This window comes from Cohnella zeiphila, from assembly GCF_014212055.1.
Lineage (GTDB): Bacteria > Bacillota > Bacilli > Paenibacillales > Paenibacillaceae > Cohnella > Cohnella zeiphila.
In genome coordinates, this window is sequence record NZ_JACJVO010000021.1 from 100739 (window position 1) to 124880 (window position 24142).

General features: G+C 56.8%; 19 protein-coding genes and 2 tRNA genes. 20 read left to right on the forward strand and 1 reads right to left on the reverse strand.

Going from position 1 to position 24142, the window contains the following annotated elements; genetic code table 11:
* The first annotated feature begins 89 nt into the window (after positions 1-89).
* The 15 genes from H7C18_RS17140 to H7C18_RS17210 all read left to right on the forward strand — a co-directional run bounded on the left by H7C18_RS17140 (position 90) and on the right by H7C18_RS17210 (position 18088).
* Complete coding sequence (locus H7C18_RS17140) at positions 90-1268, forward strand: carboxypeptidase-like regulatory domain-containing protein (RefSeq protein ID WP_185130313.1); 1179 nt, start codon at positions 90-92, stop codon at positions 1266-1268.
* 133 nt (positions 1269-1401) lie between these two features.
* Entirely contained in the window at positions 1402-3153 is a 1752-nt protein-coding gene (locus H7C18_RS17145) for a pyrroloquinoline quinone-dependent dehydrogenase (protein WP_185130314.1), read from the forward strand.
* Positions 3154-3411: 258 nt separating this feature from the next.
* Positions 3412-4575: a methyl-accepting chemotaxis protein gene (locus tag H7C18_RS17150; RefSeq protein WP_185130315.1), complete on the forward strand. Its 1164-nt coding sequence runs from the start codon at positions 3412-3414 to the stop codon at positions 4573-4575.
* A gap of 118 nt (positions 4576-4693) precedes the next feature.
* On the forward strand, positions 4694-5623 hold the full coding sequence (pstC, locus tag H7C18_RS17155; protein ID WP_185130316.1) for a phosphate ABC transporter permease subunit PstC: 930 nt from the start codon (positions 4694-4696) through the stop codon (positions 5621-5623).
* On the forward strand, positions 5620-6507 hold the full coding sequence (gene pstA, locus H7C18_RS17160) for a phosphate ABC transporter permease PstA (protein ID WP_185130317.1): 888 nt from the start codon (positions 5620-5622) through the stop codon (positions 6505-6507). The genes pstC and pstA overlap by 4 nt, the downstream gene beginning before the upstream one ends.
* 10 nt (positions 6508-6517) lie before the next feature.
* Positions 6518-7276, forward strand: coding sequence for a phosphate ABC transporter ATP-binding protein PstB (gene pstB / locus H7C18_RS17165; protein ID WP_185130318.1), 759 nt, complete (start codon positions 6518-6520; stop codon positions 7274-7276).
* Between the two features lie 35 nt (positions 7277-7311).
* Positions 7312-8058 carry a phosphate ABC transporter ATP-binding protein PstB gene (pstB, locus tag H7C18_RS17170; protein WP_185130319.1) on the forward strand — a complete coding sequence of 249 codons (747 nt, stop codon included), beginning with the start codon at positions 7312-7314 and terminating at the stop codon, positions 8056-8058.
* A gap of 93 nt (positions 8059-8151) precedes the next feature.
* The gene (phoU, locus tag H7C18_RS17175; protein ID WP_185130320.1) at positions 8152-8811 is read left to right on the forward strand and encodes a phosphate signaling complex protein PhoU; all 660 of its coding nucleotides are present in this window, start codon (positions 8152-8154) and stop codon (positions 8809-8811) included.
* Between the two features lie 274 nt (positions 8812-9085).
* A complete protein-coding gene (locus tag H7C18_RS17180; protein WP_185130321.1) occupies positions 9086-10939 on the forward strand; it encodes a diguanylate cyclase domain-containing protein in 1854 nt (617 codons plus the stop codon).
* Positions 10936-12195, forward strand: a complete 1260-nt coding sequence (locus H7C18_RS17185; protein ID WP_185130322.1) for an EAL domain-containing protein — start codon at positions 10936-10938, stop codon at positions 12193-12195. Before H7C18_RS17180 ends, H7C18_RS17185 begins: the two co-directional genes overlap by 4 nt.
* 181 nt (positions 12196-12376) lie before the next feature.
* Positions 12377-15055 carry a DNA polymerase I gene (gene polA / locus H7C18_RS17190; RefSeq protein WP_185130323.1) on the forward strand — a complete coding sequence of 893 codons (2679 nt, stop codon included), beginning with the start codon at positions 12377-12379 and terminating at the stop codon, positions 15053-15055.
* A 116-nt stretch (positions 15056-15171) separates the two neighbouring features.
* On the forward strand, positions 15172-16095 hold the full coding sequence (mutM, locus tag H7C18_RS17195; RefSeq protein WP_185130324.1) for a DNA-formamidopyrimidine glycosylase: 924 nt from the start codon (positions 15172-15174) through the stop codon (positions 16093-16095).
* 111 nt (positions 16096-16206) lie between these two features.
* A complete protein-coding gene (ytaF, locus tag H7C18_RS17200) occupies positions 16207-16893 on the forward strand; it encodes a sporulation membrane protein YtaF (protein WP_185130325.1) in 687 nt (228 codons plus the stop codon).
* Between the two features lie 23 nt (positions 16894-16916).
* Complete coding sequence (coaE, locus tag H7C18_RS17205) at positions 16917-17516, forward strand: dephospho-CoA kinase (RefSeq protein WP_185130326.1); 600 nt, start codon at positions 16917-16919, stop codon at positions 17514-17516.
* A complete protein-coding gene (locus H7C18_RS17210) occupies positions 17513-18088 on the forward strand; it encodes a lytic transglycosylase domain-containing protein (protein ID WP_185130327.1) in 576 nt (191 codons plus the stop codon). The genes coaE and H7C18_RS17210 overlap by 4 nt, the downstream gene beginning before the upstream one ends.
* Positions 18089-18162: 74 nt before the next feature.
* On the opposite strand, the gene H7C18_RS17215 is transcribed toward H7C18_RS17210, so the two are convergent.
* A complete protein-coding gene (locus H7C18_RS17215) occupies positions 18163-18384 on the reverse strand; it encodes an alpha/beta-type small acid-soluble spore protein (protein ID WP_185130328.1) in 222 nt (73 codons plus the stop codon).
* Between the two features lie 130 nt (positions 18385-18514).
* Between H7C18_RS17215 and nrdR the strand changes: the two genes are divergently transcribed.
* From nrdR to H7C18_RS17240, 5 genes are all read left to right on the forward strand, one after another.
* Entirely contained in the window at positions 18515-18976 is a 462-nt protein-coding gene (nrdR, locus tag H7C18_RS17220; protein ID WP_185130329.1) for a transcriptional regulator NrdR, read from the forward strand.
* Between the two features lie 251 nt (positions 18977-19227).
* A tRNA-Ala gene (locus H7C18_RS17225) sits at positions 19228-19303 on the forward strand.
* 348 nt (positions 19304-19651) lie between these two features.
* Positions 19652-19738: transfer RNA gene (locus H7C18_RS17230), tRNA-Leu, on the forward strand.
* A 460-nt stretch (positions 19739-20198) separates the two neighbouring features.
* Positions 20199-22286: an ATP-dependent nuclease gene (locus tag H7C18_RS17235; protein ID WP_185130330.1), complete on the forward strand. Its 2088-nt coding sequence runs from the start codon at positions 20199-20201 to the stop codon at positions 22284-22286.
* Positions 22279-24138, forward strand: coding sequence for a UvrD-helicase domain-containing protein (locus H7C18_RS17240; RefSeq protein WP_185130331.1), 1860 nt, complete (start codon positions 22279-22281; stop codon positions 24136-24138). Before H7C18_RS17235 ends, H7C18_RS17240 begins: the two co-directional genes overlap by 8 nt.
* Positions 24139-24142: the final 4 nt, after the last annotated feature.

The window sequence follows — 24142 nt, forward strand, 5'->3', positions numbered from 1 at the left end:
GGCGGCTTCCCGCTCAGGCAGCAAAAACAGCTTCAGAAGGGCGGGGCTTCGTCAGCCCGCCCTGATTTTTTGGAAAGGAGGGTCGACTCATGAAACGGGTTACGAAATCGGCGGCGCTCCTGCTGCTGGCCGCGGGGCTGGCGGGCTGTTCCGGCAATAACGACGAGGCCGCAACCTCTGCGACCTCCGCTTCTTCGGCGGCCGCGACACCTGCCGTCTCTTCACCGGCAGCAGAGACAGCGGAAGCCCATCTGGACCTGGACCAAACTTCCTATACGCTAAAACAGTGGAAGAACGACGGTTCCCATACGGTTACGACAAAGGGCAAGCTGCTGCTCGGCGATCAGCCTGTCGCGAACGCGGTCATCCACGTCGGAGACAGCCTGCATGACATCGTGACCGGCGAGGACGGTTCGTTCGAGATCCTGGTCGACCAAAGCCTGCTGTCCCAAGTGCCGGTCCACGTCGTCTCGCTGGACAAGGCGACGGTCGGCGGCCAGCCGGTCGCCAAGGACGCGGCCGATCAACTGATGTCTGCCTCGTCGTACTTGAACGTGTACTACCCGATTCAAACGACAAAGGCGGAGGCTTCCGCCCAAGACCCGAATCAAGTGGAAGTGCACGGCAAAGTCGTCAGCAATCCCGGAGACGTCATCTCCTTCTTCCAGATCGACAAGTACCGGATCGGCGGGATCGTGAAGGACGCAAACGGCAATCCGGTCAAGGACGCCGTCGTCTGGATCGACCGGGACGAAGGGGAAGGCTTCGCCAAGTCTACGCCGACCGACGCTGCCGGACGCTACTATATGTACTACTTGCCGGAAGACGACGAAGGCACGAATCTGACGGTAACGACCGACGACGGGAAAAACAGGTACACGCTGCCCGAAGGCCGGGTATTCTATATTCCCGACCATACTAGCGTCGACATCAATATTACGCTCCCGAAGGATGGCAACGTGATCGTCGACAAGCCTCCGACTTTGGAAGCCGTTACGTCTCCCGGAGCCATGTATACGGGCATCCTCGTCGGCTTGAACGTTCCGTCCGACGTATCCTATTCCGTAACGATTCCGGACAAGGAAGGCAACTTCGCGTTGACGGTGCCGAAGGACGTATGGGACCGGAACCCGACATTCTTCGAGACGAAAATGACGAAGTTCGTCGAGAACCGTACGTTGACGTGGGGAGATACGTTGGAGTCGAGCTTTCTGGAGCCGGGAGCGAACGATCCGAAGACGATCGAGGCCAAGCCGGCAGACGCATAACGGCCGTTAAACGGCACCTTTGAACCGTCCCCGAATCGCAGGGGACGGTTCTTTGTCATTTCCTCATAAGGATATGGTCTCGATGGCATGATAAGGATAAGCATCGGAAACCACAGTCTGGGAGGATCATCAAATGAACAAATCGTCCGCCGCCGTCGGCGTCGTCCTGACGGCGAGCCTCGCTCTGAGCGCTTGCGCTACGAGCAATAACAACGCGGCACCGGGAGCGACTCCTTCGGCTTCGCCTTCGGCCACGGGAACCGCTTCGCCTTCGGCGTCGCCCTCCGCGCCGGCGAGCGTTACCGGCACGAACTTCGAAAATTTCTCGACCTACGGCTTCGACCTGAACAACTCGCGCCACGTTCCTTATAAAGGAATTACGGCCGACAACGTCAAAGATCTCGGCGTCATCTGGTCCGCGGATCTGAAGACGCTGGACAAGGACGTGAAGAACGGGAACCAGTGCTATCCGGTCGTGGTTGACGGCGTCATGTACGTCTCGACGTCCGGCAACCAGGTGTTCGCGTTCGACTCCTTGACCGGCAACCAGATCTGGCATTGGAAGCCGCCGGCCGACCAGGCCGCCAATTACAGCAAGTCGGGCATTATCGCCAATCGCGGCGTCGCCGTGGGCGAAGGCAAAGTGTTCACGCTGACCATCGACAATACGCTCGTGGCGCTGGACCAGAAGACGGGGCAGCTCGTCAAGCAGGTACCGATCTCCGATGCGATCGAAGGCGTTACGCTGGATAACGGCTATTACGAGACGACTGCGCCGATCTATTACAAAGGCAACGTCTATATCGGAAGCAGCGGCGGCGACAACGGCGTCCGCGGCTTCGAGATGGCGTTCAAGGCGGCCGACCTGTCGCCGGCTTGGGAGAAGCCGTTCTGGACCGTTCCGGCCAAGGGGCAGGACTGGCTCGCGAACAGCAACTTCCAAGGCGGCGGCGCCGTCTGGAATCCGCCCGCCATCGACACCGAGACCGACATCATGTATTTCGGCGTCGGCAACCCGGCCCCCGACTTCTACGGGGAGAAGCGTCCCGGAGCGAATCCGTACACCGATTCGGTCGTCGCCGTCAAAGCCGCGACCGGGGAGCTGGTCTGGGCGAAGCAAGAGATCAGCCACGACCTGTGGGATTATGACGCCGCTTCTTCGCCGATGATCCTGAACGCGACCGTCAAGGGCCAGAAGAAGAAGATCGTCGTCGAAGGCGGCAAGTCCGGCGAATGGTTCGCCTGGGACGCCGCTACCGGAGACGAGATCTGGAAGGGCGTCCCGTTCGCGAAGATCTCCCACCCGAAACCGACGCCGGAAGGCGTTATGGTTTATCCGGGCGTATTGGGGGGCGAGAATTACGCCCCGGAAACTTACGACCCGGCCACCAACTACGTGCTCATTCCGGGCGTCGAGCAAGGCCAAGTGCTTAAAGCGGCGAAAAACCAAGACGAAGCCTCCACGCCGGATATGCCGGGCGCGCGGGCGTTCGGTACCTCGACGGGCGAAGGTCCATCCGGAGAGACCCCGTACGGAACGGTGACCGCCATCGACGTCAATACGGGCAAAAAGGCGTACCAGATCAAGACGAAGGACCCTCAGCGCGGAGGCCTGACCAGCACCGATACCGGCCTGGCCTTCTTCGGCGAACTGGACGGCAAGATCAACGCGCTCGACATCAAGTCCGGCAAAGTGATCTGGACGTTCCAAACGGCCGGCGACAACATTCAATCCGCTCCCGCTGTTTTCACGGTGGACGGCAAAACCTATCTTGGGTTCACTTCCGGCGGCACGAAGCCGAAGGCGTACGTGTTCGGTCTCGGCGGCGACAAAACCCAGGGGCAGGCGGGTCAAGCCAACACGGGCAGCGCTCACGCCGGATAACGAAGATTCAAACTGCATGACGTCCCGGGAGGCCGGGCGGAACGTCGAAACGCCGACGTCCGCCCGGCCTCGTTTTGTTTGAGGACGCTCGATTTTACATTCGGATAACGCTGTCCGAACGGAGGGTTAACAACAGCTTGATACGATAGTCCTAACTAGAGAGCCCGGCCCGGGCGGATGGGGGAGAAGTCGATGGTGGCCGTTATGGAAGCGATCGTTTCGCCGTTGACAGAAGCGACAAAGCCTGAGGAGGACCGAATGCAAAAGAACGGGCAGCCGATGAAGGACCTTTTGACACCAATGCAAGAAGGCGTTGCCGCTGCGTTTTTCTCGTCCTTGCGTCTGACCGAATGGGTGAGAAGCTGTCCTCTCGTTGCGCCCGATCAGCTTTGCACGGAAGTATCGGAGCTGTTCCGTCGGCGCACGGAGCTGGAATGCGTCGCGATCGTCGACGAGGCCCAGCGGCCGCTCGGCCTGATGATGAAGCATCGCTTCTTCCAGCAGCTCGGTTCGCGGTTCGGCACGGCGCTGTTCGGAGACAAGCCGATCTCCGCGCTGATGGACCGCAGTCCGCTTCTGACGGAATGGGATACGCCGCCTCAGGAGCTGATCGACCGGGCTTTGTCGCGCAGCGACGAGACGCTGTACGATACGGTCGTCGTGACCGAAGGCGGGAAGACGCTCGGCGTCCTGACGATCAGCGATCTGCTTCAACTTTCCCGTCTGCTGCAAAAGGAGGCTTCCGACCGGCAGGTTCAGACGGCGAGGGAAGCGGAAGGGATGATCGGAAGCATCCATGAGGCGGTCGTCAAAGTCGCCGAGACGGCCGACCGCTCGAGGCAGAGCGGCGAACGGATCTCGGAAGCGACGGAGAAGGGGCGGGAGGAACTGATGCTGACGCTCGAATTGTTCCGTCATTGGACCGGGTCCGCGGAGGAACAGGAAGCGTCGGCGTCCGTGCTGCTCGAGCGGGCGAAGGAAGCGTTCGACATCGCCGCCGTCATCGCCGAACTGGCCGACCGCTGCAACCTGCTGGCCGTCAATGCGCAGATCGAAGCGGCGCGGGCCGGCGAGCACGGCCGCGGCTTCGCGGTCGTCGCCCGGGAGGTGCGGGAGCTCGCCGACCTGACGAAGCAATCGGCGCAGCGGATCAACCGGCAGCTCGGAGATATGGCGCAAGCGGCCGGCGCGGTAGCGGAATCGGTGGGCAAAGGGAAAAGAAAGGCCGATGAGGGAGTCGTCCACGTAGGCAATGCGGAAGCGGCCTTCTCCCGCCTGTGGGAGATCGGCGCGGACAACCGGATCGCGGCGCAGCGGATGGCGGAAGCCTCGCGCGAAGCCAGCGCCGTTACGAACCGGATTCGCGAGCGGATGGCCGCACTGACGGCCGAATTGGGCCGGAAGCGCTATTTGACGACATGATTTTGGAACATTGGCGCTCTGTTAACGAGGGCGTTTTTTTACATTCCGTTAACAGTACGAAAACATCCCTTTGACGAAGGGAAGATACAATCGGAGTGTGATGAAAGGAGCATCCCGAATGCAGGCAACCACGTCCAAAGTCCGATCCGATGCCTCGCCGCTGGCCGGCAAGCGTCCCAAGCACGCGAGAGAAGAGCTTCGCGGCAGGATTTACATCTATTTTTGCGTTCTTCTCATGATTGTCACGATCTTCTCCATCGTTTATTTTATCGCTTCGCGGGGACTTGCCCCGTTCTTCTCCGGCGATGTCGGCATCGGGGACATGCTGCTCGGCCAAACCTGGCGGCCGGAAGGCGCGCCGGCTGCGTTCGGCGCGTTCCCGTTCCTGTTCGGTTCGTTCGCCACGTCGCTTCTGGCGGCGATCATTTCCGCTCCTCTCGGCTTTTGCGCTTCGATCTTCATGACGGAGATCATGCCCAAGTTCGGGAGAACCGCGCTGCAGCCGGCCATCGAGCTGCTGGCGGGCATTCCGTCGGTCGTCTACGGCTTCGTCGGCCTGTCGGTCGTCGTTCCGTTCCTGCGCAACAACTTCCCCGGCCAAGGGATCGGCATTCTGGCCGGAGCGATCGTATTGTCGATCATGATTCTGCCGACGATCACGACGATCGCCACCGACTCGCTGCGCAGCTTGCCGCACGGCTTGAAGGAAGGCTCTTACGCGCTCGGGGCGACCCGCTGGCAGACGATCTCGCGGATCGTGCTGCCGACGACGCTGCCCTCGCTGCTGACCGGCGTCGTGCTCGGCATCGCCCGGGCGTTCGGCGAAGCGCTCGCCGTTCAGATGGTTATCGGCAACGCGCCGGTCATTCCGCATTCGCTGTTCGAGTCGGCCACGACGCTAACAAGCGTCATTACGCTGGAGATGGGCAACACGACGAGCGGCTCGCTGCATAACAACGCGCTGTGGAGCCTGGCACTCATGCTGCTGATCATGACGTTCCTGTTCGTGTTCGTCGTCCGCATGCTCGAGAGGAGGACGAAGCGATGAGCCCCAGAACCGTCGACCGCATCGCCACCGGAGTCATCTGCGCCGTCGCGGCGCTTATTATGGCGGTCCTTGTATCGCTGCTCGGCTTCCTGCTCTTCCGGGGCGTCCGTCATATCGATTTTCACTTTCTGACTTCCGTTCCGCAGACGATCAAGGCCGGCGGCGGCATCGGCCCGCAGCTGTTCAACTCGCTGTTCCTGCTCGTGCTGACGATGATCATCACGATTCCGCTCGGCATCGGGGCCGGCATTTACATGAGCGAGTATGCCAAGCCGAATCGGCTGACCGGATTTATCCGGTTAGTCGTCGAGGTGCTCTCCTCGTTCCCGTCCATCGTCGTCGGCCTGTTCGGCCTGCTCGTCATCGTGAATACGTTCGGGCTCGGCTATTCGCTGCTGTCCGGCGCGCTGGCGCTGACGGTGTTCAACCTGCCGATGATGGTTCGGCTCACCGAGCAGTCGCTGCGCAGCGTTCCGCGGGAGCAGAAGGAAGCGGGACTGGCGCTCGGCATGTCGCAATGGAAGACGATCCGCTCGGTCATGCTGCCGGTCGCGCTTCCGTCCATCGTCACCGGCACGATTCTCGCGGCCGGACGCGTCTTCGGCGAAGCGGCGGCGCTGCTGTTCACCGCCGGCATGAGCTCGCCGCGGCTTGACTTCACCGACTGGAACCCGCTGCACCCGGCATCGCCGCTCAATCCGATGCGGCCTGCGGAGACGCTGGCGGTTCATATCTGGAAGATCAATAGCGAAGGACTCGCGCCGGACGCGCCGCAGATCGCGGCGGGCGCCTCGGCCGTGCTGGTGATCATGGTGCTGCTGTTCAATCTGGGCGCGCGCTGGTTCGGCCGCGTCTTGTACCGTAAACTGACGGCCGGCAAGTAGGAGGGGAACCATGAACGAGCAAGCTTTTTATACGAAGGATCTGTCGGTCTACTACGGGGAGAAGCAGGCGGTCAAGAAGATCAGCATGGACTTCCCCGATCGCCAGGTGGTGGCGCTCATCGGCCCGTCCGGCTGCGGCAAGTCGACGTTCCTGCGCTCGCTGAACCGGATGAACGATCTCATCGCCGGCTGCCGCATCGAAGGGGAAGTATGGATCGGCGGACAGAACATTTGCGATCCCGCCACCGACGTCGTCAGCCTGCGCCAGAAGATCGGCATGGTCTGGCAGCGTCCGAACCCTTTTCATAAATCGATCTACGAGAATATCGCCTTCGGTCCGCGCTATCACGGCATTCGCGGCCGGAAGGAGCTGGACCGGATCGTCGAGGACTGCCTGCGCAAGACGGCGCTCTGGGACGAAGTGAAAGACCGGCTGGACCAGTCGGGACTGGCGCTCTCGGGAGGCCAGCAGCAGCGGCTTTGCATCGCCCGTTCGCTGGCGGTCAAGCCTCGCATTCTGCTCATGGACGAACCGGCGTCGGCGCTCGATCCGGTGTCGACCGCGAAGATCGAGGAACTGATCGGCGAGCTGAAGAAAGAATACTCGATCGTCATCGTGACGCATAACATGCAGCAGGCGGCGCGAATCTCGGACCGGACGGCGTTCTTTTTCCTCGGTGATCTGGTGGAGTACGACGATACGCAGAAGATGTTTACCAACCCGAGCCGCAAGTCGACGGACGATTACTTGTCCGGCCGATTCGGCTAAGCGCCGGGGCGAAGAACGCGGGAGGGAAAACGAACATGATCGAAATCGAGAACCTGGAGTTGTACTACGGTTCGTTCCAGGCGCTTCGCCATGTCAATCTGTCGGTGCCGGAGCGCAGCGTGACGGCGTTCATCGGCCCGTCCGGCTGCGGCAAGTCGACGCTGCTTCGAACGTTGAACCGAATGAACGACGCGATCGCCGGCGTGCGCATCGAAGGCAAGGTCGAGATTCAGGGGCGGAACATCTATGCGCAGGATATGCAGATCGAGGAGCTTCGCAAGCGGGTCGGCATGGTGTTCCAACAGCCGAATCCGTTCCCCAAGTCGATCTACGACAACGTCGCTTACGGTCCCCGGCTGCACGGGAAGACGAAGAAGGCAGACCTGGACGCACTGGTGGAGAAAAGCCTGCGATCGGCGTCGCTCTGGAACGAAGTGAAGGACGTGCTGAAAAAGTCGGCGATGAGCCTGTCCGGGGGCCAGCAGCAGCGGCTGTGCATCGCGAGGGCGCTGGCGGTCGAGCCGGACGTGCTGCTCATGGACGAATCGACGTCCGCGCTCGACCCGATCTCGACGACGAAGATCGAGGAGCTGACGCGCGAGCTGTGCAAGGATTATACGATCGTGATGGTCACTCACAACATGCACCAAGCGGCTCGTATCTCGGACCGGACCGTGTTTTTCCTGAACGGCGAAGTGGTCGAAGCGGCCGATACGCAGGCGCTGTTCTCCTCGCCGAAGGATCAGCGCACGGAAGATTATATTTCGGGAAGATTCGGCTGACGCAAGCTGAAATCGAATGCGCAAGGCGGATTCGGCGCATGCAAGGGGCGCCGCTTTTTTCACCTGACCACTAAAGGAGAGCGGGAGAAGCGAATGGTGACGAGACGGGATTTCGATATCGGACTGGAACAGCTGCAGAAGATGCTGGTGGAGATGGGCGAGCGCGTCGAACGGGCGCTGGCCGGAGCGATGGACGCGCTGGAGTCGATGAACGCGAGCGAAGCGCGGGAGATCGTGAAAGGAGATCCCGAGCTGAACCAGATCGAGGAGCGGATCGCCGATCTCGGCGCCAAGCTGATCGCGACCCAACAGCCGGTCGCCAAGGATCTTCGCCGCATTCTCGTGGCGCTCAAAATTTCTTCCGACTTGGAACGGATGGGCGATCTGTCGGTAGACGTCGCCAAAGTCGTGCTGCGGCTGGAAGGGCAGACGCTGTTCAAGCCGCTGCTCGACCTGCCCCGCATGGCGGCGATCTCGCGGACGATGATCGTGGAGTCGATCCGGTCCTACGTCGACGAGAACGTCGATCTGGCCTACAAGATGGCCAAGGACGACGATCAGGTGGATGCGCTCTACTCGCAGCTGATGCACGAGATGTTCCTCCTGATGGCGGAGAATCCGAAGATCGTCGGCCAGGCGATGCTGCTCAGCTTCGTCGGGCGGTATATCGAGCGGATTGCCGATCATGCGACGAACATCGGCGAGAGCGTCGTGTTTCTCGTCGTCGGCAATCGGCCGGACTTGAATCAGTGAGCGGACAGCTCGGCATGCAGCCGGAGCCGGTAACGGCTTCGGCTGTTCGCGCATCTTGAACCTTTCTTTGAGTAGGTCTTCGGACTCTTTAGATCGAATGTCGAATTTTGTAAAATAGGACCAAAGACCCGATCAGTTTACATACGGTTAACACGAATCCGCATCTGCCTTCACAAGAAGAGAGTATGGTTATGGATACCGATAGGATCTTTGTCCTGCGCCGTCCGCCGTTCGGGCGGATGCGCGAAGATAATGTGGATCGGAGGAAACGGCCATGGAACGTGACGGGCATGTCCATGGAGATGCGGCGCCGGCCCTCGGCGCCGCCGTTCGCTACCGTCCCGTCGTGTCGCTGCTCGACGGTTCGGCGTTCGGCTACGAGGCGGTGCCGGAAAGGCCGTCCGGTTCGGCGGAAGCGGCGAGGGCGGGCACCGCCGAAGGGAAGCGCGAGCCGGATCCCGTTGCCTTCTGGGAGGCAGTTCTGGGGGGACTGCCGGAAGCGGTGAAGAAAGGACGGGCGAAGCTTATGGCTCCGCTGCCCCGGCCTTCCTCTCAAGCCCGCGACGCCGAAGAGGAGCTCTCGCCGGAAGCGCTGCTGCGGCTCAGCGGGGAAGCGGGTCTGACCCCGGGAAACGTCGTGCTGACCCTCTCGGACGAAGAAGCGGCCGATCCGGAGACGGAGGAAAGGCGGCGCGACGCCTTGCTCGGCTTCCGCGCCGCCGGTTTCCGAATCGCGCTCGCCGGCGTCGTTCCTCGGCGGAATTCGCTGCGCCGGCTGCTGGAACTGCATCCGGACTACGCCCGGGTGGACGTGGGCTGGTCCGGGGACGAGCGCCCGGATGCCGAGACGGCGGCGGGCAAGAGAGAGGAGTCGGGCAGAGTCCGCAAGGCGGCGGCGCTGGCGGACGAGGCGCTGCTCGGAGCGATCGCGGGATTGGCCCGGGACGAACAGATCGTGCTGATCGCCGACGGCGTCTCCGGCGAGTCTCAATTGGGCGTTCTGGCGGCGAGCGGGATCGGCTACGGCCAAGGAAGCTGGCTGGGGCCGGCGGAAGAACGGCCGGGCGGCGTTCGTCCGGATGTGCGGGACCGCATCCGCCGCGAGACGGCCGAGCGGTACCGGAGCGAGGCGGGGGCGCTCTCGGAATTGGCGGTGACGGCCGAGACGTTCCCGAGCGATACCCCGATCTCGGACATTGTCCGGCAGTTCGAGAGGCGACGCGACGCCCAGGGATTCGCCATCGCCGAAGAAGGCCGCCCCGTCGGGCTCATCATGAAGGAGAAGCTTCACCAGCTGATGTCCGGCCAATTCGGTCCTGCGCTCTACTGGAAGCGGCCCGTTGCCGGAGTAATGGACAAGCAGCCCTTGATCATGGACGAAGGGACGCCGGTCGAGCTGGTGTCGCGAATGGCCATGGCCCGCGAGCCGGACAAGCTGTACGACGCGGTTATCGTCACGCGGGCGGGATTGACGGCGGGCCTCGTCTCGATCCGTTCGCTGCTCGAATGGGTCACCCGGCGGAATATCAAGGATGCAAGGGGAGCGAACCCGCTCACGGGATTGCCCGGCAACGAGCCGATCCACCGGGAGCTTAGCCGGAGAATCGGAGAGGGGCGGCCGTTCTCCGTCCTGTACGCGGACCTGAACCGCTTCAAATGGTATAACGACCGGTACGGCTTCCGGCAGGGAGACGAGGTCATCCGGTATACGGGCGAGACGATCGTGTCGGCGGTTCGGACGCTTACGCCGGAAGAAGGTGGATTCGTCGGCCACATCGGCGGCGACGATTTTATCGCGCTGCTTCCCGGCTTGCAGTCGGTTTCGCTTTGCTCGGAGCTGCTGAAGCGGTTCGACCGGGGAATCGGAACCTACGGCGGAAGAGACACCGGTCCCGTTCTGGACCGGGACGGGCTTCCCACCGCCGACGGCGGCTTGTCTCTGTCCCTCTCGCTGCTGCTCTGCGAGCGGACGGACGGATGGACGCCCGAGCTGCTGGCGGAGCGGGCCGCCCTGCTCAAGAAAGAGGCCAAACGGCAGACCGGAAGCGCCCTGGTCTGGGAAATGCTGCGCGAACCCGGCGAAAGCGGGGGCAAATCATCCATAACGGTTGGAGTGAAGTCATCATGATGGGAACCTGGTTGGAGAGCGGCGGCTGGAGCCGGCTTACGGAACGCGCCGCGGAGCTGTTCGGAAACGGTGGAGACGGCGGAGCGCTGGGCCTGATCTGCCTTGAACTGGACGGGAGTCCCTACCGGGAGAACGGTCCCCCCCGGATCTGGAACGATTGGCTTGCGCAGAACGGCGCGGCCGACGCGAAGCTGTGGCTGGGCGCGGAGGTGGCCGGGCATTTGTGGGTTTGCGCGGAAGTCCCGGCGGCGGAGGGGCTCGCGGACGACGTGCTCAGGGATGCGGGACGGAAATTGCGGCACGTGCTGCTCGCCCGGGGGAAACCGAGCGGCGACGGAAACGACGTATCTTCGGGAACGAATGACGGCGAGGGCTTCGGATACGCGGTATTGAAAAGGGGCCCGGGGTGCCCGGCGTCGATCAAGGATGCGATGTACGAGGCGGCGGTTCAGGCAATCTGGCGGCTGCGGCAGTCGGTCGTTGCGCGGGACGGGGACGATGAGCCGCAGCGCATAGAGATGGAGCGCCTGCTCCGCGAGAGAAGCATCCGCAGCGTCTATCAGCCCATCGTCCGCCTGGGGGCGGGCGAAGTGTTCGGCTACGAAGCGCTGACTCGGTGCCCGGCGGACAGTCTGTTCGACGGCCCGCTGGCGTTGTTCGGCTTCGCGGAGAAGAACGGTTACGCGTACGCGCTCGACCGGCTGGCCCGCGAGAAAGCGATCGACGGCGTTCCGACGTTGAATACGGCGCAGAAAATTTTCATCAACGTGACGATGGGCATCATGAAAGACCCCCGGTTCGTCTCGGGCCAGACGGCGCAATGGCTGCGCCGGCGCGGTCTGCGGCAGGGACAGGTGGTGCTGGAGCTGACGGAACGCAGCTCGATCGACGACTTCGGGGAAGCCAAGAAGATTTTGCGGCATTACCGGGAACAAGGCTACGAGATCGCCATCGACGACGCGGGAGCCGGCTATTCTTCCTTGCAGGCGATCGTGGAGCTGCGGCCCGATTATATCAAGGTGGACAAGTCGCTCGTTCAGAACGCGGACGGGGACGAGATGAAGAAGCAGATGCTTCGGACGTTCGTCCGTTTCGCCAAAAGAATGGATATCCGCACCGTGGCGGAAGGGATCGAGCGCCCGCAGGAGCTTCGGATGCTGCGGACGATGGGCGTCGATTTCGGCCAGGGCTACTTGCTCGGAAGGCCGGGAGAGTACGGAGCGGATGCGGCGCGGAACGGCTTGCCCATGGGGTGAGCCGTTTTTTGGATTCGAGGCATTCCCCGGTTCCTGCGATTGGCAGTCTCTCCTCCTCTTCCGGCGTCGCCGCGGGCCCGCGGTTTATGGTATGATGGAAGATAAGAATGTCCGCCCCGGCACGTACGGGGGCGGGGAGGAAGACCGGGCGCGGACAATCGCGCGGACAAGTGGAGGCGACATGGGAACCGAGAAGCAGAAAGTGCTATTGATCGACGGGAACAGCATCGTGAACCGGGCTTTTTACGCGATGCCGCCGCTAACGAACAGCACCGGCTTGCATACAAACGCGGTATTCGGCTTTACGACCATGCTGCTAAAGGTCATCGAAGAGGAGAAGCCGACGCACTTGCTCGTCGCGTTCGATGCCGGGAAGGCGACGTTCCGGCACGAAGGCTACAGCGAATACAAGGGCGGGCGGCAGAAGACGCCGCCGGAGCTGTCGGAGCAATTCCCGCTGCTCAAGGAACTGCTGCACTCTTTCTCGATCAAGCAGTTCGAGCTGAGCGGGTACGAAGCGGACGATATTATCGGAACGTGGACGCGGCTGGCGGAAGAGCAAGGGCAGACGGCCGTCATCGTCTCGGGCGACAAGGATATGCTGCAATTGGCCAGCGACCGGGTAACGGTGCTGCTGACCCGCAAAGGCGTGAGCGAGGTGGACCGGTTCACGCCGGAGGCCATCGCCGAGAAATACGGCCTGGCGCCGCAGCAGATCATCGACCTGAAGGGGCTCATGGGCGACGCTTCCGACAACATTCCCGGCATTGCCGGGGTCGGGGAGAAGACGGCGCTGAAGCTGCTTGCCGAATACGGTACGGTCGAAAGCGTGCTCGAGCATGCGGGCGAAATCAAAGGCAAGCTGGGCGAGAACGTGCGGGCTCATCAAGAGGATGCGCGAATGAGCAAGCAGCTGGCGACGATCTTCCGGGAGGTGCCGGTCGAGCGGACGTGGGACGAGCTGCGCTGGGAAGGCTATGAGGCCGCGGAGCTGGCGGCCGCCTTCCGCAAGCTGGAGTTCAAGTCTCTGATCGAACGGCTCGACTTGTCCGGCGCCGGGTCGCACGTTGGGGAAGAGGCGAAGGCGGCGGCCGATTACGAGGTCGTCTGGGCCGGTCCGGGGGCCGAGCGGGAATGGGCCGCGCTGAACGAGGCGCTTCCGGCCGCCGAGTCCGTATTGATCGAGTGGAGCGGAGACAATCCGCACCAGAGCTTGGGAATCGGCCTGGCGATCGCCGCCGGCGGCCGGGTGTTCGCCGTCCCGCACGAGGCGCTGGCGGGGGACGAGGCCGCGCGGCTGCGCGAGTGGCTCGCCGACGGCGAGGCGCCGAAGCGCGGCTACGACCTGCACGGCGCCGAACTGGCGCTGGCGCGTTCGGGCTATGAGCTGCGCGGGCACGCGTTCGACGTGCAGCTGGCCGCGTACCTGCTCGATCCGACGGAGGCGAATCCGTCGCTCGCCGGGCTGCTGCAGCGGCAGGGCCTGGCGCCGATCGCCTTCGACGATGCGGTCTACGGCAAGGGCGCGAAGTTCCGCGTGCCGGAGCGGGAGGCGCTGGCGGCGCATCTGGCGGCGAAAGCCGACGCCGTCCGCCGCTTGGCCGGTCCGCTGGCGGAGGAACTGGACCGGGCGGGCATGCGCTCGCTGTATTACGAGCTGGAGCAGCCGCTGTCGCTGATCCTCGCCGGCATGGAGAAGCAGGGGATCGACGTCCGGTCGCAATCCTTGGCGGAGCTCGGACAAGAGTTCCAAGGCGAGATCGAGCGGATCGTCGGCGAGATTCACCGGCTCGCGGGCTTCGAGTTCAACATCGGCTCCACCAAGCAGCTGGGCGACGTGCTGTTCGAGAAGCTCGGCCTGCCGGTCGTCAAGAAGACGAAGACCGGCTATTCCACCGACGCGGAAGTGCTGGAGAAGCTGGAGCCGTTCCATGAGATCGTGCGGCTGATCCTGCACTACCGGACGCTGACGAAGCTGCAGTCCACCTATATCGAAGGGCTGCTTAAGGAGATCCGGCCCGAGGACGGCAAGATCCATACGTATTACCGCCAGACGATCGCGGCGACGGGGCGGCTGAGCAGCCAGTACCCGAACCTCCAGAACATTCCGATCCGGCTGGAGGAAGGGCGCCGGATCCGGAAGGCGTTCGTGCCGTCGGAGCCGGACTGGCGCATCGTCGCGGCGGACTATTCGCAGATCGAGCTGCGCGTGCTGGCTCATATCTCCGGCGACGAAGGCCTCGTCGAGGCGTTCCGCCAGGAGATGGACGTTCATACGAAGACGGCGATGGACGTGTTCGGCGTTCAGGCGGACCAGGTGGACGCGGGCATGAGGCGCCAGGCGAAGGCGGTCAACTTCGGCATCGTCTACGGCATCAGCGACTACGGGCTGTCGCAGAACCTGCACATCACCCGGCGCGAAGCGGCCGAGTTCATCGAACAATACTTCGCGGCGTTTCCCGGCGTGCGCAAGTACATGGACGACATCGTCGCGCAAGCGAGAGAGGACGGCTACGTCACGACGCTGATGGGGCGGCGGAGATACTTGCCGGATATTCGTGCCTCGAACTTCAACCTTCGCTCCTTCGCCGAGCGGACGGCGATGAACACGCCGATCCAGGGAACGGCGGCCGACATCATCAAGCTCGCGATGGTTCGGATGGACGAGAAGCTGAAGGAGCTCGGCCTCCGCAGCCGCATGCTGCTGCAGGTGCACGACGAATTGGTGTTCGAGGTGCCGCCGGACGAGGTCGAGACGATGGCTGCGCTCGTGCCCGAGACGATGGCCCGGGCGTTCCCGCTGAGCGTGCCGCTCAAGGCGGACGTCAGCGTCGGAACCAACTGGTACGAGGCGAAATAATTCATACGAGGCAATCGGCGGGACATAGAGAGATTGCGGCCTGAACCCGGGTGGTTCAGGCCGTTTTGATCCGATATAATGGGAGAAGCCCGCACCGAATGGAGGGAATTCGTACAATGCCGGAGTTGCCGGAAGTCGAGACGGTGCGCCGCACGTTAAACGAACTGATTACCGGAAAGACGATCGGGAAGGTCTCGGTTCGACTTCCCCGGATCATTCAGAAGCCGGACGATCCGGAAGCGTTCGCCGCGTTGTTGGAAGGCCGGACGTTCACCGGCGCCGAGCGCCGGGGCAAGTTCCTCCGGCTTATGCTGGACGGGCTCGTGCTCGTCTCGCATTTGCGCATGGAAGGCCGGTACGGAATGTACCGCGAGGACGAGCCGGTGGAGAAGCACACGCACGTCATTTTTCATTTTACCGACGGTACCGCATTGAGATATAAAGACGTTCGCCAGTTCGGAACGATGCATCTGTTCGTCCCGGGAGAGGACCTGATCTCCGCGCCGCTGCGCAAGCTGGGGGCGGAGCCGCTGGACGAGGCGTTTACTCCGGATGCGTTCCGGGCGGCCCTCGGGAAGAGAACGACGAAGATCAAGCCGCTGCTTCTCAACCAGGAAGTCATCGTCGGACTCGGCAATATTTATGTCGACGAGGCGCTTCACGCGGCCGGCGTGCATCCGGAGCGCGAGGCCGATACGCTTACGCGCGCGGAGAAAGACCGGCTTCATGCGGCGATCGTCGCCACGCTGCGGTCCGCGGTGGAAGCCGGGGGGTCCTCGATTAAATCTTATGTGAACGGACAGGGCGAAATGGGCATGTTCCAGCATAAGCTTAAAGCATACGGGCGTACCGGGGAGCCGTGCGGCACCTGCGGGAGCCCGATCGTCAAATCGACGGTCGGGGGCAGGGGCACCCACGTCTGCCTTCGCTGCCAGAAGCCTCCCAAGGGCAGCCGGGCCAAGACGGTCCGGGAAGACCGCGCACCGCGCGGCCACGCCGTGAAGCGCCGTCTGGACGGAACGGGCGCGGCGGATTCGTAAAGGAGGGGGCATTCGCCCTCCCGCCTGCATAGGATGAACGAGAGCCGATACGCCTCGCCCTTTTGAAGCGGGCGCGCGTCGGCGATGTTTCGCCTATGCGGGAGGAAGAGCATGCAGCCTCACAGTTTTTTTTCGTTGATCTTGCTATCGATGGCTGTCAGTCTGGACGGATTCGGGGTCGGCATCTCCTACGGCTTGCGCAAGATCCGGATCCCGCTGCTCTCGGCCGCCATCATCTCTCTCTGCTCCGGCACGGTCATTCTCGTCTCGATGATGGTAGGCCAGGTGCTGGCCAAGTGGCTGTCGCCCAAGGGAGCGTCGTCCGTCGGAGCTTACTTGCTGATCGGCATCGGCATTTGGGCTTTGATTCAGTTTTTTCGCAATCGGGAGAAAGAGGATCAAGCGGAAGCAGGCGCTTCCCGCCGGCCGAAGCCTGCGATGCGGCCCGCGCAGAAGCAGGCGCTGTTCACGCTGGAGATTCGCCGTGCGGGCATCATCATTCAGATCTTGCGCACGCCGTCCGTCGCCGACGTCGACCGGTCGGGTATCATCACCGCCGGAGAGGCGCTGCTTCTTGGCATCGCGCTGTCGCTGGACGCCTTCGGCGCGGGGATCGGAGCGGCGCTGGTCGGCTTCCCGCCGATTCTGACGGCGGTGCTGATCGCTTGCGCCAGCGGAATGTTCCTGTGGCTCGGCATGAGAGTCGGCTTTGTCGTCGCCGGCCTGCGCTGGGTTCACCGCCTGTCGGTACTTCCCGGCATTATCTTGATCTTAATGGGAATCATGAGGTTGTTATAGAAGAAAAACGAGGTGCCTCGCGTATGAATATCGGATTGACCGGAGGGATCGCCACCGGCAAGAGCACCGTCAGCCGCCTGTTCACGGAGCGGGGGGCGGCGCTGGTGGATCTGGACGTGATTGCCCGGGAGATCGTGGAGCCCGGGCAGGCTCCTTTGTCGCAGATCGCGGAACGGTTCGGACAAGCCGTTCTGCAGGAGGATGGCACGCTCAACCGGCGCAAGCTGGGAGAGATCGTGTTCGCGGACGAGAACGAGCGGAGAGCGCTGGAGGCGATCACTCACCCCGCCATTCGGACCCGGATGCGCGCGCGGATGGACGCGCTGCAAAACGAGCGGCCGGACAGGCTGGTCGTCGTCGACGTTCCGCTGCTGTTCGAATCTTCGCTTCAGTCCTATTTTGAACAAGTGGTCGTCGTTTATGTCCCCCGGACCGTGCAGCTTGAGCGGCTGATGAAGCGGGACGGGCTCTCCCGGGAGGATGCCGAGCGAAGGCTGGCGGCCCAAATGGACATCGAGGAGAAGAAGCGTCTCGCCGATCGGGTCATCGACAACAGCTTCGGCGTGGAACGAACGGCGGAACAGATCGACCTTCTTCTTCGGGACAAAGGTTTGCCGGTATGAAGCGAAAACCGAAAAAAATTCGCAAACGGGTCGTCTTGCTGCTGCTCCTCGTCGTGGTCGGATTGTTGTTCGTTCAGTCGGAGTGGCTTGGCAGAACGATCTATCCGATTTACTATAAAGAGGAAATCAAGAAAAACGCAGAAATATACCGTCTCGATCCGCTGCTTATCGCGTCGATCATCCGGGTCGAATCGAATTTCAAGCCGGATGCCGTATCGCCCAAAGGGGCTCTCGGAATCATGCAGGTGATGCCCGATACGGCGGAATGGATCATGAAAAACGAAGAAATGAATTCGATTACGATCGACGACGTCAGCCACGACCCCAACGCGGGCATCCAGGTCGGGACCTGGTACTTGCAGAGCTTGCTCAAACAGTTCGGCGGCAATCTGGCGTTGTCGCTCGCAGCCTACAATGCCGGGCCGGGCAAAGTGAAACAGTGGGTCGACGGCAAGGTGTGGGACGGAGACGAGGATAAGCTGGAGGACATCCCGTACGGAGAGACGAAACGGTACGTTCAGCGGGTTCTTTACTTTTATAATAAGTACAAGCAGGTTCATCGGAACTTATAATCGTTTCTCGCGTTAAAGAAGAAAGCCTTGAAGCGGTTGGGCTTCAAGACCTTCTCTTTATTGAATGCGATTCATTACCTGGATTGACCGGCAAGTTGCTGCTCGGCGATCTGAACCAGACGCTTCGTGATTTGGCCCCCGATATGGCCAGTGTCGCGAGTTACCATGTTGCCATAGTAACCGTCTTGCGGCAGGGCGATACCGAGTTCTTGAGCCACTTCATATTTCAGTTGGTCCAGCGCTCCGAAAGCTTGAGGGACGACCAGCTGGTTACTGCTGCGGGATCCTGCACCCATGTTGTTCACCTCCTTGCGGTTGGTACAAGTATTATGTGCACGAATTCAAAGATCATGTAAGGGAAGACATGGGAAAATTTGAACGGGACAAGCAAGGCTGGTCCCAATCATGAGGGAGGTTGAGAAGAAAGTGAAGTGCCCATTCTGCGACTACAACGGAACGAAGGTGCTGGACTCCCGGCCGGCCAACGACAACAAGTCGATCCGCCGCCGCCGCGAATGCGAGCAGTGCAGCCGCCGGTTCACGACGTTCGAGATGGTCGAGGAGACGCCGCTGATCGTCATCAAAAAAGACGGCGGCCGCGAAGAGTTCAGCCGCGACAAAGTGCTGCGGGGTCTGCTGCGCTCCTGCGAGAAGCGTCCGGTCTCGATCGAGCAGCTCGAAGTCATCGTCTCTAATGTAGAGAGGGAACTGCGCAATACCGCCAATCCCGAGATCGAGAGCCGCGTTATCGGCGAATTGCTCATGGAACAGCTGTATGCGGTCGACGAAGTCGCCTACGTCCGTTTCGCGTCGGTGTACCGCCAGTTCAAGGACATCAACATGTTCCTTAAAGAGTTGAATTCGCTGATCAACAAGCACGGCATATAAGAAGGATGGCAGGCGAGCGGACGGGATGGCGGGCCCCCTCTGACGGGGCGCGCCTGCCGCGTGAAATTAGCCAAATTCTGATCGTCACGTTGACAGTCCCCCATTCGCTGTGCTATTATCAATCTTGTCGTCACGAATCGTGAACGAACGTTTGGGGATTTAGCTCAGCTGGGAGAACGCGTTAGCCGAGTTCACTACCCAAAAGTGAAATTAATAACAGTTTGTAACAAATTCCTTAAATGGAAATATTTGGGGATTTAGCTCAGCTGGGAGAGCGCATCGCTGGCAGCGATGAGGTCAGGGGTTCGATCCCCCTAATCTCCACCAAAACAAAAATGACAGCCCTCCATTGATTGGAGGGCTTTTGCGTGATGGCTATGATTCACAATTTACACCGTGATGGTTTATGGGGAAAATTGAATATGCTTAGTAGGTGCGCCATTAGCGCGGCAACAATTTAACGCGTACATCGGCTCTCAGCCAGCACGGTGATTGGGGTTCTTGTGAAATGGCCACCGCGCCAAACAAGCGCAAGACACACCAATCACGGAAATTCCCTCAAAAGTTTGGCGTACCCCGCTAAAGAAATCTTTAGCGCGGCCGACATAGGCGCGGCTGGTGTGTCGACCATAACTCTCCAGGGGAAGAGAGTCAAGTCAAGGAACAATTGAATATGCGGTCGTGGCGGAATTGGCAGACGCGCTGGCTTCAGGTGCCAGTGGTAGCAATACCGTGGAGGTTCGAGTCCTCTTGACCGCACCATCCCCTCAAACTAAACTCTTCTTCGGAAGGGTTTTTATTTTTATCGAAATTAGTTTATTTTTCTTCGAATTTTGAAAAGATGCAGACAACTGATTGGGTGAAACCCATGGAGGTTCGAGCCCTCTCACCGGTATCGCATTAACCAGATTAGTTCATTGGAGATTATCTCTAATGAGCTTTTTTTATTTTTTGATAATCCACTCATCATTTACACAGACGTAATCTTAATAGGCTGCACAATACGAAATCTTTACCCACCTGCTTGTTTTACCAAGGCTTTATTTATCAAAGTCTTGGACTGCCGCTATTTCTTTAAAAACCAGTCTTCTTTTTCTACTTCTAAACAAGGTTTTACAAAATTCAACATTAGTTTGAAAGGAGTAGGTATATAGATGTGGAATTATATAGTGATACGTAGTTCTATTGTCTAATCAGGTCGGACAGAGAGGGGTATCGTATTATGTTTTTACGACAGCTGAATATTTGGAATTTTAGAAAGTACGGGGTGTCTACACAGGATAGCAAATTACCAGGATTGGTTGTTTTGTTTAATGAAAGTTTTAACTTACTAATTGGGGAAAACGATTCAGGAAAAACAGCAATAATTGATGCCATAAAAATCACTTTAGGTACCTCAAGTGAAGACTCATTTCGTATATCTGAAAGTGATTTTCATGTTGATATAGCCGGTAATACGGCTCAGGAGATAAAAATCGAATGTATTTTTTCGGGATTGTCGGAGAAAGAAGCAGGAATTTTTCTGGAATGGCTTACTTTTGATAAAGATGGGAAATATGAACTACAAGTCAGAGTGACAGCAAAAAAAGTGAAAAGTGATTTACTCTCCAGCGAAAGAATAGAAAGAACAATTAAAGCTGGCCCTGAAAATGCTTCTACTAAACTAGAGGGACTTGCACGAGAGCTACTGAAGTCAACATATCTCAAGCCACTTAGAGATGCTGAGAATGAGCTTAAACCAGGTGTAAGATCTAGACTCGCTCAGATCTTAAAAAACCATAGAGCGTTTAGGAGGATTGATTTACTTGAAAAGCACCCTTTAGAAATTGCTTTTCAAGACGCTAATGATAAAGTCGAAGAGTTCTTTGATCTACCCTACTCAGATGGTGAAGATAAAACGATAAAATCTGAATTAACGGCTTATCTGGACAACTTTTTCAATGAACCAATGAATGGTGAAGAGAAACATGAATCTTATTTCAAAGTAACCCCGGTTAAACTGAATGAGATTTTAAAGAAATTAAGTCTTTTACTTGAGGATGTTCCATCAGGATTAGGTAGTTTGAATCTTTTATTTATAGCTGCTGAGCTTTTACTTCATGATGATGCACTTTCTATTGGACCCAATATTACACTAATTGAGGAGATTGAAGCTCATCTTCATCCTCAAGCGCAATTAAGATTGATCAAATATTTACAGAAAAATTGGTCAGAGAGCTCGACAGGGGGGCAGTTTATATTAACTACCCATAGTACAACACTGGCAGCATCTACTAAGCTCGAACATATTATACTAGTGCATGATGGAACGGCATATCCAATGAATGGAGAAAATACGGAACTTGAGTTAGATGATTATAAATTTCTTGAACGTTTTCTAGACTCAACAAAAGCTAATTTGTTTTTTGCAAAGGGGGTTATCTTTGTTGAGGGTGACGCGGAGAATTTATTAGTGCCTGCCATTGCTGAACTAATTGGACGGCCACTACATAAATATGGGGTTTCCATTGTGAATATAGGTAATACTGCCTTTAACCGCTATGTTAATATCTATTCTCGGTCAGAAAAATGGTTGAATGATTTTCCTCCATTAAAGGTGCCAGTAGCAGTTATTACTGATGTGGATATAAAGCCAATGCCATATTACTATGATTCTGAAGAAAGTATCACGAGCGCAATATACATTATTAGAAACGAGCATTTATCTTTTATTACTGAAAAAATGAATGTAGAAGAAGAAGATCTCATTCCTCTAGTTTTTCAATCATTTAGTACTAAGAAGGCTCTGACCGCTACTTTGGAAGTTTACTCTTCTGCTTTGTCGAGCAGCGATATAAATGAAATTGCTGATTTTATTAAAGAAGAGTTGTCGCAAGAGACTATTAACTCCCTCAGAGAGAGTAAAGCTCGTACTTTAAGAGCGGAGTATGGTAATGATGACAATATTCAGGTTTTTGTGGCGGCAAATTGGACTTTAGAATACGAAATAGCTATGAGTTCTCTTCGGAACGAATTATTGGATGCGATCCATAATGTTAAATATAAAAATCCTAGTAGTGAATCTAATTCAAGGAAATTATCAGATGTAAAACAGAAGATAGAAGATATCAGCTTTAGAGAAGCAGCGGCGTATGAAGTATATAAGCCGTTATTGGAGAAAAAAGTTTCAAAAGCTTCCGTAGCACAACAGTTAGCTTTAGTGCTTCATGCAAATGATGAGGGTGCTAGAGAAAGGATAATTCAAGATGAATATCTAAAATACTTGCGGGAGGCTATTTATCATGTAACTGGAGGGCCAAGTAATGATTGATATCACTATTGAAGATATTATCGATGTGGAAACAGCCCTTCTAGGACAGACTAAGAGTTTCACTGAAGAACAAAGAAATATTATAGCCTACGGTAGATCCGGTGATGTGGTAGCTTGTCCAGGAAGTGGGAAAACCACTGTTTTGATTGCAAAAATTGCAATCATAATTAAAAAAATAAAGGAAGCCGATTTAGATTATGGTATATGTGTTATCACACACACAAATGTCGGCGTTGAAGAGATTCTAAATAAATTAAAAATTCTAGGCATTAATGATGTTTCATATCCTCATTTTATTGGAACAATTCATGAATTTTTAAACAGCTTTTTTTCGCTAAAAGCGTATTCTATCCTTATTAATCGTGAACGTTTTTTTTTCATAGAAAATGATGAGTATAAAGCTTACTTCTCTAATTTTTTTGAGAAGCATAAACCAGCTTGGTGGGGATTTGCCCCCCCTATTACTGCTGTAGATAGAACAAAACTTTCAATAGACAATAACACTAGAGAGATTTCGTTAGTAGGTTTTGAGGATAAAAGATATCACAGTGAGCTCCAAGAAACGTTTAAGGATATGTTTTTTTCAGGTTACCTAAGACATAGTGATACAATAGCACTATCTAAGTGGTATATCGAAAATAATACAACGAAATTAAGCCGAGCGTTCCAAGCGAGATTTAAATATTTTTTTATGGATGAAACACAAGATACTAGCATCGACCAATATCAATTAATAACAAGATTAATAGAAGGGAATAAAGAAACAGTAATACAACGTTTCGGTGATCCATATCAAGCCCTTTATAATTTGTATTATGGTGAGCCTGATGCTTGGGAGCCTCCTGTAGAAGAACGGAAAGAAATAGCTACGAGTAATAGATTTGGGGAAAAGATAGCGAAAATACTAAGAACAACCTGTATTGAAAGATACGATCATTTAGAAGGAAGCGAGATTGTTCCATCCTTAGAACCCCATATACTTCTGTATGATAATCAGGCAGAGGTACTTGAAGCATATGCGAGGTTGCTTAAAATATATGGATTACCGTTAATTGGTAAGAAAGTTTATGCAATTGCCCAACACCATGAAGCTGTTGGACATTATCACCAAGGGTACCAAAGATCCAAAAATGACGGTCAGAGGAAATCAAATTTTGCTGATTGTTTAGGACAAGTATATAAAGTGATGTCGAAAACATTAAGAATGAAAAATCCCGCGAATCGCTCGAAGTATGCTTCCAATAGATTAAATGATTTGCTTAATAGCGAGTTTCCGTTGGCACACAACCAATTAAGAAGCCTCCTATCTGAGGTTATTAGACGAGTTTATTTATGTCAGGAATACAATTCAGAACTTGACCAATTTCACTTGTTATATGAAAAAATCATAACAGAAGATTTTCTATCTACTGTAGAAGCTATAGATACTAAGGCTGACGTCGAAAGTATTAAAAATTTTATCATTAGAATGTTTACTGTTGAGACTCAAATTGAAACTATTGATAATAATAGGTTTAAACACCAGGATGTATTAATTCATTTAAATACAGTGCACGGAGTTAAAGGAGAAACGCACTTATCTACATTGTTACTAGAGTCAACTGTTAGAACTGATTATTCTGATCTAGTTGGAATCATGCCTTTTTTATTAGGAAGTCATGATGAGGAGCTAACAAGAGTTGTAAAAATTAAGGACACACTTAAATTAGCGTATGTTGCTTTAAGTAGACCTACACATTTTGCGGGTATAGCGATTAATGAGAAGCACATAAGCTTAGAGGACATTCTAGTTGCAGAGCGACATGGGTGGAAAGTTCTTAAAACCAGAGAATTAATTTCTAGAAATAATTAGAGAA

Bases quoted from the DNA above. Each gene is read 5' to 3' on its own strand.
- pstC (WP_185130316.1), top strand. From the start codon at position 4,694: ATGCAGGCAACCACGTCCAAAGTCCGATCCGATGCCTCGCCGCTGGCC.
- pstA (WP_185130317.1), top strand. From the start codon at position 5,620: ATGAGCCCCAGAACCGTCGACCGCATCGCCACCGGAGTCATCTGCGCC.
- H7C18_RS17140 (WP_185130313.1), top strand. From the start codon at position 90: ATGAAACGGGTTACGAAATCGGCGGCGCTCCTGCTGCTGGCCGCGGGG.
- polA (WP_185130323.1), top strand. From the start codon at position 12,377: ATGGGAACCGAGAAGCAGAAAGTGCTATTGATCGACGGGAACAGCATC.
- H7C18_RS17185 (WP_185130322.1), top strand. From the start codon at position 10,936: ATGATGGGAACCTGGTTGGAGAGCGGCGGCTGGAGCCGGCTTACGGAA.
- H7C18_RS17240 (WP_185130331.1), top strand. From the start codon at position 22,279: ATGATTGATATCACTATTGAAGATATTATCGATGTGGAAACAGCCCTT.
- H7C18_RS17150 (WP_185130315.1), top strand. From the start codon at position 3,412: ATGCAAAAGAACGGGCAGCCGATGAAGGACCTTTTGACACCAATGCAA.
- pstB (WP_185130318.1), top strand. From the start codon at position 6,518: ATGAACGAGCAAGCTTTTTATACGAAGGATCTGTCGGTCTACTACGGG.
- H7C18_RS17235 (WP_185130330.1), top strand. From the start codon at position 20,199: ATGTTTTTACGACAGCTGAATATTTGGAATTTTAGAAAGTACGGGGTG.
- mutM (WP_185130324.1), top strand. From the start codon at position 15,172: ATGCCGGAGTTGCCGGAAGTCGAGACGGTGCGCCGCACGTTAAACGAA.
- H7C18_RS17215 (WP_185130328.1), bottom strand. From the start codon at position 18,384: ATGGGTGCAGGATCCCGCAGCAGTAACCAGCTGGTCGTCCCTCAAGCT.
- ytaF (WP_185130325.1), top strand. From the start codon at position 16,207: ATGCAGCCTCACAGTTTTTTTTCGTTGATCTTGCTATCGATGGCTGTC.
- H7C18_RS17210 (WP_185130327.1), top strand. From the start codon at position 17,513: ATGAAGCGAAAACCGAAAAAAATTCGCAAACGGGTCGTCTTGCTGCTG.
- H7C18_RS17145 (WP_185130314.1), top strand. From the start codon at position 1,402: ATGAACAAATCGTCCGCCGCCGTCGGCGTCGTCCTGACGGCGAGCCTC.
- H7C18_RS17180 (WP_185130321.1), top strand. From the start codon at position 9,086: ATGGAACGTGACGGGCATGTCCATGGAGATGCGGCGCCGGCCCTCGGC.
- coaE (WP_185130326.1), top strand. From the start codon at position 16,917: ATGAATATCGGATTGACCGGAGGGATCGCCACCGGCAAGAGCACCGTC.
- phoU (WP_185130320.1), top strand. From the start codon at position 8,152: ATGGTGACGAGACGGGATTTCGATATCGGACTGGAACAGCTGCAGAAG.
- pstB (WP_185130319.1), top strand. From the start codon at position 7,312: ATGATCGAAATCGAGAACCTGGAGTTGTACTACGGTTCGTTCCAGGCG.